The following is a 12252-nucleotide window of genomic DNA, read 5'->3' as shown; positions in this document are numbered from 1 at the left end:
CAGCACCCCGCCGCTTCTAACGAGGACATCATGAAGCTGCCGCATTGCTCCTTGCGTCGCATCGCGTGCGCCGTCGCCTCGACGGTGACGTTGGCTTCTCCCGTCGCGCATGCCGCGACCGCCGCCGAGATCGCATCGGCGCAGGCGCTCGTCGATCAGATGCCGCCATCGGCCACGCTGCGCAAGATCGCGGAGAACGGTGCGATCGTACTCGGCGCGCGCGAAGCGTCGATTCCGTTCTCGTACATGGTGAAGCAGCAGCCCACCGGCTACTCCTACGCGATCGCGCTCAAGGTCGTCGACGAAGTCAAGCGGCGGCTCAAGATGCCGAATCTCGCGGTGAGAAACGTGGTCGTCACGTCCGCGAACCGCATCTCGTACGTGGTCAACAATCAGGTCGATCTCGAGTGCGGCTCGACCGCGCATCTCGCGGAACGCGATCCGCTCGTCGCCTTTTCGAACAGCTTCTTCCAGTACGGCATCCGCATGGCGGTGAAGCGCAAGTCCGGCATTCGCGATTACGCCGATCTCGCGCACAAGACCGTCGCGACCACCGCGGGCACGTCCGACGAGCGCATCCTTCGGCAAATGACGAAGGATCGCAAGCTCGACATGCGCATCATCAGCGCGCGCGATCATGGCGAAGGCTTCGCCGCGCTCAAGAACGATCGCGCCGTCGCGTTCGTGATGGACGATCCGCTGCTCTACGGCCAGATCGCGCTGCAAGGCAAGGCGCGCGACGATTATCGGGTGACGGGTGAATCGCTCGGAAACGAAACCTACGGCTGCATGATGCGCAAGGGCGATCCCGTGTTCAAGCGCATCGTCGACGACGTGATCGCCAATATGCAGCGCTCCGGCGAAGCGGCGAAGCTCTATGAAGCGTGGTTCATGCAGCCCATTCCGCCCGATGGCGTCAATCTGCAATTCCCGATGTCGGCGGAAATGAAGGCGCTCTTCGCGAATCCCAACGACCGCACGCTCGACTGACTCGCCGCGTTCGGCAAAAGCTCAGTCGAGCGTTTCGTTGAGTTCGGCAAGCGATAGCGTGGTCTGGAAAAGGCGCGCGAGACTGCGGCTCGCGAAGCGGTCGACATCCGCCGGGCTGACCCAGCGGTACGCATCCATCTCGGGGATCATCGTGCCGTCGCTATAGCGCGGGAAGTACGACTCGCAGACGCATTTCGCGAGATCCACTTCGCCGTCGGTCACGCGCACCGCGAACAGATGCAGGTCCTTGTCGCGCCGATAGACGAATCGCCCCAGATCCTTCAGATGCTCGAGCCGTTCGGGCGACAGCACGATGCCCGTCTCTTCGACGAGTTCGCGCAACGCGGCGTCGCGCGGGTTCTCGCCGGGATCGGCCTGGCCCTTGGGCACGTCCCAGTGCGTGGTTTCGGTGGCGTGGCACAGGAGCACGTCGCCTTGCGCGTTCAGCATGACCACGCCGCACGATACAGTGCGGCCGGTCATCGCGCGATAGCTCGCGTCGTGGTCATTGCTTCTTCAGCTTCCACTTGCCGTCCGCCTGGCGGCAGGCCGTGGGCATCCACGTCTGCGTCTGCCCTTTCGCGTTGGCGACAAGCGTGATCTTGCGGCACTTGAGGCCGTCCGATTCGAACGCCTCATGCGGCGTCACCGTGCCGCTGACCGGCACCGGATTGCCGGCGCCCTCATTGTTCCATTCGAGCGCTTCGCCGTCCTTCTTTGTTTCGAGCGCGGTTTGCGCCGCCTTGTTGAGCAGCTGCAGGTCGCGCTGCTTCATGTAGGTGATCGGCGTGTTGTTCAGGAAACCGAGATTGGCGGCGAATGCGCCTGCGCTGGCGGCAGCGAGCGCGGCGGCCGCGATCGTCCGGATGCAGGCTTGAGCGTGCGCTCGATGATGAATCGGCATGGAGTTTCTCCTCGTTGCGAAATCGTCCGGCGGGCGTGCCGCCGGAACGCAACGAGAATATCACGAGGCCCACGCGCAGCCGCGCCTCAGGGTCGGTTGGCGGCCGACTTCATGTCCTTGAGCGCCGTGCCCTTTTGCGCGTCCTTGTCTTTCGCGGGATCGTAGCCGTCGGTGAGTGTCTCGAGGAACGCGACGACGTCCTTGATCTCGGCTTCGTCGAGTGCGGGCTTGTCGCCGCGCTTGCGATCGAACGGCGGCTGCGTGTTGATGTTCTCCCAGTAGCGGCGCGGCAGGTCGTCGAACTTTTGCACGACGCCCTTCTTCGATACCGGATAGAACTTCTCGGGGTTCGTATCGCGCTCGACGTAGAAGCGCACGACTTCGTCGAGCGAATGATAAATGCCGTTGTGGAAGAACGTCTTGCGCGTCGCGACGTTGCGCAGCGAAGGCGTGCGGAACAGTCCGCAGAATTCGTCGCGGCCCTTCAGGTCCGTGCGCTCGGGACCGCATGCGCCGAGATCGTGGAAGTTCGCGTCGCGGTTGATCGGCAAGGCGCGATTGCGCGGCACGCCGATCGCGATCAGCCCGAAATCGCTGAATTGCGGCGGCGAGCCGTCCTTCGCGCGCTGGCTGATGTGACACGACGCGCAGTTGCCCTTCTTCTCGTCGTTGAAAAGCTGGAGGCCGTGCAGTTCGGCATCGTTGAGTTTCGCGCGGCCGGCAAGGAACGCGTCGAACTTGCTCGTGTACGGGAAGAACTTCTGCGGCGTCTGTTCGAACGCTTCGAGCGATGCAAGCACGGCGGCGAACGTCTTGTCGTCGCTATCGAAGACGTTCGCGCCGAACGCGCGGCGAAAATCGTCCGCATACGGCGACGCCTTCACCGCCTGCGTCACCTTCGCTTGCGTGCTGCCCATTTCGAACGACGACAAGAGCGGAATGCGCGCCTGATCCGCGCCATGATCGACGCGGCCATCCCACGTGAGGCCGCCGGTCGGACCGGCATCGACGCTTTCGTCGCCTTCGTCGTCGGAATCGTGGAAATGCTCGGTGAACTGCGGCACCGATTGCAGATACTTGAGCGACGGCACCGCGCGAAAGCCAGGCCGATGCATGTCGCTGCCGCCGAGCTGCACCGACAGCGCATTCGGCGGACCGAACGCATGCGCCGGACTATGGCACGACGCGCACGCGAGCTTGCCGGAACCGGACAGCGAGGGATCGTTGAAGAGCTTCTCGCCGACCGACGACATCATCTTCACGTGCGCGAAGACTTCGGCGCGCGATTGACCTTGCGGGGCCGTGTTCGTTGCCGCGTGGGTCGTTACGTTCGTCGCTGCGTTCGCCTCGCGGGAATCGCAGCCGCTCAGTGCCGCCGACAACGCCGCCAGCGCGATTGAACACAGAACGAACGGAAGACGCATCGAAGGCATGAACGTGACGGCGAAATTGAAAGATGCCGCAGCGTAGGTCGGCGATATTTCTTTCATGTGACAAGCCTTGAATCCGTCATGGCGAGTGCATTCACGCGCTCGGCTTCGATGCACATTACGGCGGCGAAAGGCTAATTACATGACTGCGTAAAAGAGCGGCGGCACACTGCGCACGCCGGATGCAGCGGATACACGTCACGCGCCGGCTCCCCAACACAAGAGAGAGCCCAATGAACAAGAAACTCGTTTGCGCAGTGCCGCTCGCATCGGCGCTCGCATTCGGCCTGTATGCATGCGGCGGCGGCGATCATCGCAACAGCGATATTGCATCGGTGAAGAACGTCGTCGTGATCTATGCGGAGAACCGCAGCTTCGACAATCTCTATGGCAGCTTTCCGGGCGCGAACGGCCTGCAGAACGTGACGGCCGCGAGCGCGCAGCAGCTCGATCGCGACGGCAGCGTGCTGGCCACGTTGCCGAAGATCTGGACCGGTTTGACGGCGACGGGCGTGACGCCCGCGATCGGCGAAGCGATGACGGCGAATCTGCCGAACGCGCCCTTCGCGATCGACGATCCCAACGGCTTCAACACGCCGCTGTCGGTCACGACGCGCGACCTGTATCACCGCTTCTACGAGAACCAGATGCAGATCGACGGCGGCAAGAACGACAAGTTCGCCGCATGGGCCGATTCGGGCGGTCTCGTGATGGGCCACTACAGCACGCCGCCCGCCAAGCTGCCGCTGTGGAAGGTGGCGCAGCAATACACGCTCGCGGACAACTTCTTCATGGGCGCGTTCGGCGGCTCGTTCCTGAATCACCAGTGGCTCGTGTGCGCGTGCACGCCGGTGTATCCGAACGCGGACAAGAGCGTCGCGAAGGGATCGATTTCGGTCGTGAATGCGGATGGCGTGTCGCTCACGCTGGCATCGAATAGTCCGGCTTCCGCGCTCGCAGGCGCACCGAAGTTCGTGAACTCGGGCAACCTCACGCCCGACTTCTTCGCGGTCAACACGATGCAGCCGCCGTATCAGCCGAGCGGCAACGCGCCGGCTTCGGGCGGCGATGCGACGCTCGCGGATCCGACCGTCGCGACGACGCTGCCGCCGCAAACGCAGACGCACATCGGCGACCTGCTCAACAACGCGGGCGTGAGCTGGGCGTGGTACGGCGGATCGTGGGGCGCGGCGCTGGCGAATCGCTCGGTCATCGGCGGTTCGACGAATTCGGTGCCGAACTTCCAGACGCACCATCAGCCGTTCAACTACTTCGCCGACCTCGCGCCGGGCACCACGAATCGCGCGCAGCATTTGCTCGATGGCGGCACGAACGGCTCGGAGTTCATCAAGGCGATCGACGCGGGCACGCTGCCGCAGGTGTCGTTCTACAAGCCGCAGGGCAACCTGAACGAGCATGCGGGCTATACGGATGTGGCATCGGGCGATCAGCACATTGCCGATCTCATCACGCATCTGCAGAACAGCCCGCAGTGGAAGAACATGGTCGTCGTCGTCACGTACGATGAAAACGGCGGCTTCTGGGATCACGTGTCGCCGCCGAAGGGCGATCGCTGGGGTCCGGGCACGCGCATTCCGGCGCTGATCGTGTCGCCGTATGCAAAGAAGGGCTTCGTCGATCATACGCAGTACGACACGACGTCGATCCTGCGCTTCATCACCAAGCGCTTCTCGCTGCCGACGCTGCCGGGCATCTCCGCCCGCGACGCCGCGCTGACCGCGAACGGCGGCAAGGCGATGGGCGATCTGACGAACGCGCTGGACTTCTCGCAGTAAGTCTTTTTCGTGCGATGCAGCGGGCCGCAGTCTTCACGATGCGGCCCGCTTTGCTTTCTTCGGGCGAATCAGCGCACGAGATGGCAGGCGAAGAATTCGTCGAGGATGTCGGTCATCTGCCACACGGGACAGGGCCGGCGGCAATGGCCGTCGTAGCCTGCTTCCTTCAGATGCGCGAGCGGCTCTTCGGGCAGGAAGCCGCTCATCGCGATGACGAGGCGATGCGCGTCGTCATCGTGATGCGCGCGCAGTTCGCGCACGAGCGCATAGTTGGCGCAACCGCCGATGCGCGTATCGACGAACACCGCGTGCGGCCGCCATTCGCTCACGCCGCTTTTGAGCGATGCGACATCGGGCGCGTAACGCGCGGGAAAGCCCTTCAGGTCGAACAGCGACACGAGCGATTCGCCGAGCGCGCGCTCCGTCTGCGCGACGAGGACGCGTCGTGATTCGGCTATTACGCGCAGCCGCTTGCGATTCCATAGCGAGCATTGCGCCGGACTGGTTTCGTATGCTCGATTGTTCAATGTCGCCCTCTTCCGACGATTCATCCGGTGCATGACGCGCCATCGCGATGCATGCGCGCACCAATGCGGATCGGTGCGATGCGGGGGCGCGCCGGTTCGATCTTGCTGACGGGTCGACGCGCGGGGCTCGGGCCGTCGAGCGGTCGCCTCGCGCAGGGACACGGGGCGAAATGCGGGCAGGAAGTGGGCCAGGGATGGGCCGTATGGGCATTCTGAAAGCGGCGGTGCTACTTCGTTGGCGACGGTAGGAGCGGTTGCGCTCCGGACGTTTCAGAAGTGCGGCCTGACGCGAACGAACAATTCGTCGTCCCTCGACGGCTACGTCCGGTTTTCTTCGCCAACATTCGGAACAATCGCCTTCCCGCTCCGCGCGCAAGTCCGCATTATCAAGCAGCACGCCGCGATGTAGTGCATCCAGCGCTTCGTGAGGCGGCATTCGGCTCGCGGAAGGAGGCGCAGTTGCGAAACGGAGTTCGGTTGCAGGATCGCTCGCTCACGCTATACCGTCGACGCGATGCAGGGTTCGCAAGCATGAAGGAGAGAGATCGGGCGACGCAAGCGGCGCGCGCATTTCTGGCTGACTCATTCAAGTGGGAGCACGATCAGGCGTTCATCTCGCGCGCGTGTACCCTGCTCGAACTCGACGAAGACGACGTACAGATCGCTCGATGGAAAGTCCGGCGCGCCATCGAATCGGGAGAGTTGCTGACGATTCCGGATGCGCCCAGCAGCGGCCTGCGCGGCAGCCGCGGCGATGATGCGCCGAGACCACGATCAGTCACGTTCACACCCTCGCAATTGTTCAGTCGCGGGGCCAATGTGACAGCGGCCGTTCGTACGTTCACGCCTTCGACGCTGCGGAGACTGCCCGCCGACGATTTCTTCGCGATCATGGCGGCAAAACCGGGCGACGTGCTGCCGGACGGAAGAATCGCCACGGCGTTGACTGACACGGCATTGAGCGATGCGGCGCCGTTTGACTACGTGCCGGAGGATCTGGGCGACGATGTCATGGACGTTGCCGCCAGCACGACCAACCCCGATTACGCCGCGAAGATGCTTGGATACGACCGCGATGAGTTCGGCGACATGATTCACGTGATGAAGGCTGCAAATCAATTACGCGGCGACGACAACGTTGTTTGGCACGACAACGGCGACGTGTATTTCAACGGCAACAAAATTGACAACATGCACAGCTATTGAGTCGCACCGATCATGACAACACGCCAATTAGCCTATGCCTCGTTTTGCATCTATCAGGACGTCGAGCTGCCCGAATTCTGGACGAAATACTTCGACGTAACACCTTCGACCGCAGGAGTGAAAGGGCAGCCTCGCCTGACGCGTTCTGGGCAGCAGAGCGCCTTTGCGTGGCGTCAAGGAATCTGGAGCATTTCTAGCGAGGAGGCCGTGAGCAGTGACGAGTTGACGCCGCATTTCCGATATCTTGTCTCCCGGCTCGCCCTGCCGCGCGCCGATTTTCGCGCACTGCTGGAGCGACAGAACGGCCACGCTCGTTTCTTCTGTTATTGGGCCAACTACGAGGGCAACCGCGTGCCCGATGTTCCGGACGACATTAGAGCGATTGCCGACTCGATGGGTATCGAGATCGACATCGATGAATACCGGTGATTCGCCGCAGTCCAGGCATGACCAACCATCATCGGGCGCAATCGGACAAGCGAAAAACGAAAACGCCGCCCTTGAGGGCGGCGTCTTGCTTGAATCCTGATGACTTCCACTTGGCCCGCCCTACACGATTCGAACGTGTGACCTACGGCTTAGAAGGCCGTTGCTCTATCCAACTGAGCTAAGGGCGGGTATGGCGCAGCAGAGCCCGGGATTTTACCTCATCCGCCCTGCCGCGCGTCCAGCTGCCATTACACGGGCTGCGTGTGCGTCATGAACCATCCGAGGAAGAAGATCCCCGCGATCACGCAATACACGCCGAACGACGCCAGCTTGCCGTGGCCTTCGAAATAGCGCATCAGAAAACGCACGCTCAGATAAGCCGCGATGCCCGTCAGCACGCCGCCGAGCAGCGCATCGGCCATTTGCCCCGGCGCATGGAAGAGCTTCGGCAATTCGAGCACGCCCGCCGCGAAGATGATCGGCGTGCCGAGCAGGAACGAAAATTCCGCCGCCGCTTCCGCCGTCAGACCCGCGCCCACGCCCGCGATCATCGTCAGACCGCTGCGCGAAAAGCCCGGAATCAGCGCGCCGATCTGCGCCAGACCCACCAGAAACGCCTGCTTGAACGTGAGCTTCTCCGGCGCGCGCGATGCCCGGCTTCGCTGCAAACGATCGCCCAGCCACAGCAGCACGCCATTGACGATCAGCGCCGCCGCGACAATCCGCAAGTCGTGAAAAATGGCTTCGAGCCGCTTCTCGAGCACCAGACCGACGATGCCCGTCGGAATGGTGCCGATGATGAGCGCCCACATCATATGGCCTTCCTCGTTGCGTCGGCCGCCCAGGGACGCGAACCAGCCGCCGATCAGCGCAATCCAGCGCTTGCGGAAATACCAGAGCAGCGCAATGGCGGTGCCGAGATGCAGCGCGACGAGAAACGGCAGCAATTGCGGCGCATGCTTGTCGATATGCATGCCGATGACGCCAGGCACGAGCAGCGTATGGCCCAGGCTGCTGACCGGAAACAGTTCGGTCACGCCCTGAAGAACGCTGAGAAAAACGAGAAACCAGAGAGTCACGCGACGGTCCTTGTCGTGAAGAGGAAAAGGGATGCGCCGCAGCCGCTTCTCGACGACACGAAAAGGCCGAATGAAGGGAAAATAAATGGTGCGGCGCGCAAGAGGACCGATTATGCCTAGCGGCAATTCGAGCGCCAAGCGCTATGCGCACACAAAGAGACACCGACAGCAAAGTGTCGGCAAGAGATAAACAATTGCAAGGCGATATCAAGCAAATCGAAATGCCGGACCATTCCGCCGGTATCGCTCAAGCCTTGAGTTTGTAGAGAAAAAGGGCCGTGCTCGCTCCGAAGAGGCCGAACATCGCGACGCCCATTGCCATCGCCAAATCCATGAAGACTCCTGTCCGTCTGATTCCCAACATTCGCTGCGTATAACAACACATTGCAATTTGCTTCGAAAGGCGCAATTTCCCGCAGAGGGTTTCTCCGCATGAAAAAGCGAGGCAGAATCGGCCCATCCCTTAACCAGTCACAGTCGCCGGCTCACACACCCAAGCCGCGCGCCGCCCTTCGACGGAGTGCGTTGCCATCATGTCAACCGAGAAAGACATCATCGAAATCGAGCGCGACGGCGCCGCCATCCAGCTCGCGCCGCACGCGGGCGGACGGCTCATGACCTGGCGCGTCGGCGGCGAGCCGGTCATTCACTGGCCCGCTCCGCTCGATGACGCCGCCTGGTCGAACGCCGCCAAGATTCGCGGCGGCAATCCGCTGCTGTTCCCGTTCCTCGGCCGACATTTCGTCGATGGCGAAATCGGCAAATGGCGCGATCCGGACGGCGTCGTCCATTCGCTGCCGACGCACGGCTTCGCGCGCAACCTGCCCTTCTCCGCCACGCGCGATGCCGACGGCCACGGCCTGCGCATGACGCTCGTCGACAGCGACGCCACCCGCGACGGCTATCCGTTTGCGTTCCGCTTTGAAGCCGCATACCGCATCGTCGATGCGACCACGCTCGAAGTGGAACTCACCACGTCCAATCCCGGCGAAGTCGCGCTGCCGTACTACACGGGGCATCACTTCTACTTTCATCTGCCGCACGCGCAGCGCGCCGAAAGCAGTGTCGAGCTGCCGCGCACCGAGCGGCGCCGGCAACGGGCGGACGGCTCGATCACGGACGCCGAGCCCGGCGCGCCGCGCTATTCCCTGGGCGACGACAGCATCATCGATTGCTTCCACTGCCTGACGGGACCGTCCGACGAACCCGTGCGTCTGGTGATGCCGGGGCTTCGTCGCGTCGTCAATTTCGAGCTGCATCAGCCGGATTCGGTGCCCTGGTACGCGGTCACCACGTGGACCGAGTCGGACACCGCGGATTTCTACTGCGTGGAGCCGTGGATCGGCCTGCCCGACGCCATCCACAACGGGCGCGGACTGCGCTGGCTCGCGCCCGGCAAGACGGAGACGGCGCTGCTTCGGCTCGTCGTCACGCCGATTGCCGATTAAGGCAGCGCGAGGCGCCGTTCCGTCCGACGAAAGCCGAAACGGTAGAATCCTGCCTTTCGATTTGCCGCGCGCACCGTGGAACGGCCGCGCCTAGCGAGGTCAGGTTTTGCAAAAAAGAATTCGACTGTTCGTCTGCGCATCGCTCGCCGCCGTGCTGACCGCTTGCGGCACGGGTCCGGTCGCGCCAGGGTTCTATCGCGTGCAGCAAGGCGATACGCTTTTCAAGATCGCGCGCGAGAACCGCACATCGGTCAGAAACATCACGCGCTGGAACACGCTCGCGAACCCGGATGCGATCGAAGTCGGCCAAGTGCTGCGCGTCCAGCCGCCTGCCGGCACGGCGATGGCTTCGGGGGCATCGCGTAGTTCGGGCGGATCGAATGCTTCCAGCGCTTCGAATGCTTCGAGCAGTTCGAGCGCTGCGAAGAGCGAAGCCAGCGCCGACGCGCCCGCGCCCGCGCCGACCACGGCGGGCCCCGGCGTCTCGCTGGCGTGGCCGACGCAAGGCACGGTCATTCGCGGCTTCGATGGCAAGAATTCGAAGGGCATCGACATCGCGAACGCGGCGGGCACGCCGATCGTCGCGGCGGCGGCAGGCAGTGTCGTGTATGCGGGCAACGGCTTGCGCGGCTACGGCAACATGCTGATCGTGAAGCACAGCGACGATTACCTCACCGCCTACGCCCACAACAAGACGCTGCTGGTCAAGGAAGGCCAGACCGTGCAGCAGGGGCAGAAGATCGCCGAAATGGGCGACACCGACAGCGATCGCACGATGCTGCATTTCGAAGTGCGCTACATGGGCCGCTCGACGGACCCGTCGCGCTATCTGCCGCCGCGCTAAAGCGCGTGACGGCGTTACGAGGAAGATTGATGAGATCGACGAAGAAGACGAACGCGGCGATGACGGCCGTGGTTCTCGCGGCCGCCGCGCTCACCGCGACGCTAGGCGGCTGCGCCCACACCGCGACGATGACCTACCTGCCGTCGGGCGACACCGGCTTCGCCATCAACTGCAGCGGCAGCGACGCGAGCACGAGCTGGGCTGCGTGCTACAAGCAGGCGGGCGAAGTGTGCGGCGCGTATGGGTACGATGTGGTGTCGAAAGACGCGGACAACGGCGCGACGGCGGGCGGATCGGTGGCGGGAATCTTCGGCGCGAACATCAAGAATCGATCGATGGTCATTCGCTGCAAGCAGTGAAGCGCCGGCTCAAGCGCCCGATGTTTCGCGCTTGCGGCCCTTGAAGTTCAGCGATCGCCAGTGGCCCGACAACGGATCGATATGCGCGGCGAACGCGACGAGCGATGCGAGCGCGACAGGCCCAATAGCCGCGAAAACCCACAGCAGATTCATGACGGGACCCGATTGCAACAAATATTGCGATCATAATGGTCCGGCAAATTTTGCGCTCGAATCACGGCTAACGAGAGTCACCGAGTAGCGATGACCGACTCTCGTTTCAATCCCCCTTACTCCGGCTGCGCAGGCGCGATCAGCATCGATGGCGGACGCGTGTCGGTCGGCACGCCCTTGTAGTCGGGCGGATCTTGCGGCGGATGCTTGTGGGGCGTCGAAGAATCGGCGCATGCTGAAAGGGCAAGCGCGACGAACGCGGCGCAGGCGAGAGAAAGAACGTGACGCGGCATGTGGCCTCTTTGCGGGTGTCGAAAAAAACGAAGGGGTTACAAGCCGCAACTTGTAACCCCTTCGTGTGTTTCGTGGTCGGAGCGAAAGGATTCGAACCTTCGACCCTCTGATCCCAAATCAGATGCGCTACCAGGCTGCGCTACGCTCCGACAAGCCGCGTATTGTAGCGTCGATGATTGCGAACCGCAATCCAGCCCAGGCACGCATCGTTCTACGCACGGTAGAAACGCACACGACCCCTCTCACGGAGACGATCGATGAACCTCATTCTCTGGCGTCACGCCGAAGCGGAAGACCAGGCATCGAGCGACCTCGCGCGCCAGCTCACGCCGCGCGGACGCAAGCAGGCGCAGGGCATCGCGAAGTGGCTGAAGGCGCGCATCGACGACGACGCCCTCTTCCTCGTCAGCCCTGCCACGCGCACCATCCAGACCGCCGAGGCGTTCGGCGACCGCTATCGCGTCGTCGATGAGCTCGCGCCCGGCAAGACCGCCCAGCACGTGCTCGATGCCGCCGGCTGGCCCGACGGCGCCGCCGATACCGTCGTGATCGTCGGACACCAGCCGACGCTCGGACGCGTCGCGGCGTCGCTCATGACCGGCCACGAAGCGGAGTGGTCGATCAAGAAAACAGGCATCTGGTGGTTCCAGGGGCGCACGCGCGGCGGCGACGGGCAAATCGTGCTGCGCGCGGTGATGAATCCGGACCTGCTGTAGAAGGTGAATCGCGCGGGCGTGTGTCGTTTCATCGAAACGTCATTGCAGAGCCATGCGAGCGTCACCGGGCGTTACTA

At 63.1% G+C, this 12252-nt stretch carries 15 protein-coding genes and 2 tRNA genes; 8 read left to right on the top strand and 9 right to left on the bottom strand.

The window, feature by feature from the left end; translation table 11 throughout:
- Nucleotides 1-30: 30 nt before the first annotated feature.
- Nucleotides 31-990, top strand: coding sequence for a transporter substrate-binding domain-containing protein (locus tag AWB72_RS21685; protein ID WP_040051619.1), 960 nt, complete (start codon nt 31-33; stop codon nt 988-990).
- 21 nt (nt 991-1011) lie between these two features.
- Here the strand turns inward: AWB72_RS21685 and AWB72_RS21680 are convergent, their stop codons facing one another.
- From AWB72_RS21680 to AWB72_RS21670, 3 genes are all read right to left on the bottom strand, one after another.
- On the bottom strand, nt 1012-1473 hold the full coding sequence (locus AWB72_RS21680) for an NUDIX hydrolase (protein WP_040051457.1): 462 nt from the start codon (nt 1471-1473) through the stop codon (nt 1012-1014).
- A gap of 22 nt (nt 1474-1495) precedes the next feature.
- The gene (locus AWB72_RS21675; protein WP_040051456.1) at nt 1496-1894 is read right to left on the bottom strand and encodes an RT0821/Lpp0805 family surface protein; all 399 of its coding nucleotides are present in this window, start codon (nt 1892-1894) and stop codon (nt 1496-1498) included.
- An 86-nt stretch (nt 1895-1980) separates the two neighbouring features.
- Nucleotides 1981-3327 (bottom strand): cytochrome-c peroxidase, encoded by a 1347-nt coding sequence (locus tag AWB72_RS21670; protein WP_052449996.1) that lies wholly within the window; start codon nt 3325-3327, stop codon nt 1981-1983.
- A gap of 230 nt (nt 3328-3557) precedes the next feature.
- Between AWB72_RS21670 and AWB72_RS21665 the strand changes: the two genes are divergently transcribed.
- Entirely contained in the window at nt 3558-5120 is a 1563-nt protein-coding gene (locus AWB72_RS21665; RefSeq protein ID WP_040051455.1) for an acid phosphatase, read from the top strand.
- 68 nt (nt 5121-5188) lie between these two features.
- Here the strand turns inward: AWB72_RS21665 and AWB72_RS21660 are convergent, their stop codons facing one another.
- The gene (locus AWB72_RS21660; protein WP_040051454.1) at nt 5189-5647 is read right to left on the bottom strand and encodes a response regulator; all 459 of its coding nucleotides are present in this window, start codon (nt 5645-5647) and stop codon (nt 5189-5191) included.
- 531 nt (nt 5648-6178) lie between these two features.
- Here AWB72_RS21660 and AWB72_RS29505 point away from each other — a divergent pair.
- Nucleotides 6179-6853 (top strand): hypothetical protein, encoded by a 675-nt coding sequence (locus tag AWB72_RS29505; protein ID WP_244285710.1) that lies wholly within the window; start codon nt 6179-6181, stop codon nt 6851-6853.
- A 12-nt stretch (nt 6854-6865) separates the two neighbouring features.
- A complete protein-coding gene (locus AWB72_RS21650; RefSeq protein WP_040051453.1) occupies nt 6866-7282 on the top strand; it encodes a DUF4279 domain-containing protein in 417 nt (138 codons plus the stop codon).
- Between the two features lie 111 nt (nt 7283-7393).
- Here the strand turns inward: AWB72_RS21650 and AWB72_RS21645 are convergent.
- Together AWB72_RS21645 and AWB72_RS21640 are read right to left on the bottom strand one after the other, a co-directional pair.
- A tRNA-Arg gene (locus AWB72_RS21645) sits at nt 7394-7470 on the bottom strand.
- Nucleotides 7471-7530: 60 nt separating this feature from the next.
- Nucleotides 7531-8361, bottom strand: coding sequence for an undecaprenyl-diphosphate phosphatase (locus AWB72_RS21640; protein ID WP_040051616.1), 831 nt, complete (start codon nt 8359-8361; stop codon nt 7531-7533).
- A gap of 533 nt (nt 8362-8894) precedes the next feature.
- Here AWB72_RS21640 and AWB72_RS21635 point away from each other — a divergent pair.
- The 3 genes from AWB72_RS21635 (at nt 8895) to AWB72_RS21625 (ending at nt 11012) form a co-directional block, all read left to right on the top strand.
- Nucleotides 8895-9809, top strand: a complete 915-nt coding sequence (locus AWB72_RS21635) for an aldose epimerase family protein (protein WP_040051452.1) — start codon at nt 8895-8897, stop codon at nt 9807-9809.
- A 106-nt stretch (nt 9810-9915) separates the two neighbouring features.
- A complete protein-coding gene (locus AWB72_RS21630) occupies nt 9916-10653 on the top strand; it encodes a peptidoglycan DD-metalloendopeptidase family protein (RefSeq protein ID WP_052449980.1) in 738 nt (245 codons plus the stop codon).
- A gap of 59 nt (nt 10654-10712) precedes the next feature.
- Nucleotides 10713-11012 (top strand): hypothetical protein, encoded by a 300-nt coding sequence (locus AWB72_RS21625; protein WP_087128716.1) that lies wholly within the window; start codon nt 10713-10715, stop codon nt 11010-11012.
- A 9-nt stretch (nt 11013-11021) separates the two neighbouring features.
- Here the strand turns inward: AWB72_RS21625 and AWB72_RS29215 are convergent, their stop codons facing one another.
- The 3 genes from AWB72_RS29215 to AWB72_RS21620 all read right to left on the bottom strand — a co-directional run bounded on the left by AWB72_RS29215 (nt 11022) and on the right by AWB72_RS21620 (nt 11608).
- Nucleotides 11022-11165 carry a hypothetical protein gene (locus AWB72_RS29215; RefSeq protein ID WP_167550975.1) on the bottom strand — a complete coding sequence of 48 codons (144 nt, stop codon included), beginning with the start codon at nt 11163-11165 and terminating at the stop codon, nt 11022-11024.
- 116 nt (nt 11166-11281) lie between these two features.
- Nucleotides 11282-11458 (bottom strand): hypothetical protein, encoded by a 177-nt coding sequence (locus AWB72_RS29210; RefSeq protein WP_167550974.1) that lies wholly within the window; start codon nt 11456-11458, stop codon nt 11282-11284.
- 73 nt (nt 11459-11531) lie between these two features.
- Nucleotides 11532-11608: transfer RNA gene (locus AWB72_RS21620), tRNA-Pro, on the bottom strand.
- Between the two features lie 108 nt (nt 11609-11716).
- Here AWB72_RS21620 and sixA point away from each other — a divergent pair.
- Nucleotides 11717-12175 (top strand): phosphohistidine phosphatase SixA, encoded by a 459-nt coding sequence (gene sixA, locus AWB72_RS21615; RefSeq protein ID WP_040051450.1) that lies wholly within the window; start codon nt 11717-11719, stop codon nt 12173-12175.
- Nucleotides 12176-12252: the final 77 nt, after the last annotated feature.

This window comes from Caballeronia concitans (genome assembly GCF_001544615.1).
In the GTDB taxonomy this organism is placed as follows: domain Bacteria; phylum Pseudomonadota; class Gammaproteobacteria; order Burkholderiales; family Burkholderiaceae; genus Caballeronia; species Caballeronia concitans.
This window is presented reverse-complemented; position numbering and strand designations above follow the sequence as displayed.